Genomic DNA, 1,794 nt, shown 5'->3' with positions numbered 1-1,794 from the left:
GATGCTGTTGGCTATTTCGGGGTCCTGATCACGTCGCCCCGTCGAGCTGTTGCTCGGCGGGGCGAAGCGCTGCGAAGTGACTGATGCGGGTACGAGCCCGGGGAACGCCAGTCAGGTGGGCATCGATACGGGCGAGGTTGATCGCGGCACCTGTCAACTGGTGCTGGAGGCTGGTCTTGGCCAGGCCCCGGTAACGGGATCTGCGCAGGCCACAGCGCCCAACGCCCTGGGAGACGGCGCCCTCGACCCCGGCACGGACCTTGTAGCGCTCTTTCCAGGCATCGGTCCGCTGCTCGGTGCGGGCGGTCCGGACGGCTTCGTACTCGTCCCGGTGCCGCAGGTTGAGCTCACGGCGTTCGGCCTTGGGCGAGTTGACGCATGCACGCAGGTGGGGGCAGGGGCGGCAGTCGGCGGGACTGAAACGGACTCGGATGACGGGCAGGCCCTGCTGCGAGCGGCGGTGGTGCCACTGCGTGCTGGTGGCCCCGTCCGGGCACCTCACGTGCTCGCGGTCCCAGTCGATGGTGAAGGCGTCCTGCCCGTAGGGGCCGCCGGCCGAAGCGGCGGTGTTGTCCGCCATCGGTCCTTGCAGGTCGACGCCGTGCTCGGTGCAGGCGGCCACGACCTGGGAGGCGGTGGGGTATCCGGCGTCCACCCAGTGCTCGTCGGGCAGGCACTCCCGGGCGGCGAGCCCGTCGTGGATCGTCTGGCCCATCACACTGTCGGGGACCGTGGCGAGAGTGGTGGCCATGTTCGTGACCAGGTGCACGGCGTCCGGCTCGCAGGTCTCGGTGAGGTGGACCTTGTAGCCGTCCCACATGGTGTCGCGTTTGACGCTGCCACGCGCCTCACGGTCATAGGGGGTGACCAGGCGTATCGCGCCCGGAGGGCGGTCTTTTGGGCCCCTGCGCATCACCTGGCCCTGCACTTGGTGGAAGTGCTGGACCCACACTTGGCGCAGAATCTCCACCTGCTCCAGCGCCCGCAGGTGAGTGGGTGCCTCCTTGGAGTAGACAGCCTGAAGCAGGAGGGTGCCCTCACGGCCGATCCGCGCTCCCACCTCGTCGCGTTTGGCGCGGGACTTGGGGAAGCGGGAGTCCTCGACCCTGGTGGCGTAGTGCTTGAACCAGTCCGGCTCGGCGACTTGGGCCAGCCAGTCCGGGCAGGTGAGAGCGAGGGCGTTCAACGCGGCGCGCAGGGTTTCGGCGACCAGCTCCAGCCAGCACAGCTCACGCGCCGCGGACAGCACGTGGGTGGAGTCGGTGCGGGCCCGGCCCGCTGTCTTGAGTAGCCCTTGGTCCCGGGCAGCGGCCAGGATGGCGTCCAGGACCCGCCGTCCGGCGTCGGCTCCGGCCAGGCGGTCACGGAACTCCGAGAGCACCGAGAAGTCGAACCCGGCATCGTCCAGTTCAAGGCCGAGGGCGTACTTGAAGTCGATCCGGGCTCTGACCGCCTCCGCCGCTTGGCGGTCGGTGAGCCCCTCCACGAACTGCAGTACCGACACCAGCGCCAACCGGCCCGGTGACCAGGCCGGTTTGCCCCGGGAGGGGAACAGGTCCGCGAACTCCTGATCGTTGAACAACGGCCCCAGCTCGTCACGGACCCGGATCGCCAGGCTGCTTTTGGGGAACGCGGCCCGCGCCACCCGCACCGTCTCGGTGGGGATCTCGGCTGGTTCCTTCGGCTGCATCGACATCGGCACCCATCCCATACGACAACGCCGTTCTCCACGACCAAGGGTCATGGAGAACGGCGTCACATGGGGCCAGAACCCGGAATTAACCAACAGCATCC

Annotated in this window: 1 protein-coding gene; it reads right to left on the bottom strand. The window is 68.7% G+C overall.

All coding sequences use genetic code 11. The features are described from left to right. Positions 1–28: 28 nt before the first annotated feature. Positions 29–1,696, bottom strand: a complete 1,668-nt coding sequence (locus ACFWTE_RS29910; RefSeq protein WP_378783311.1) for an IS1182 family transposase — start codon at positions 1,694–1,696, stop codon at positions 29–31. Positions 1,697–1,794 lie beyond the last annotated feature (98 nt).

Origin of the sequence: Nocardiopsis sp. NPDC058631 (assembly GCF_042716955.1) — a bacterium.
GTDB lineage: Bacteria > Actinomycetota > Actinomycetes > Streptosporangiales > Streptosporangiaceae > Nocardiopsis.
Note: the sequence above shows the minus strand (reverse complement) of the source record. Positions and strands in the feature narration are given on the sequence as shown.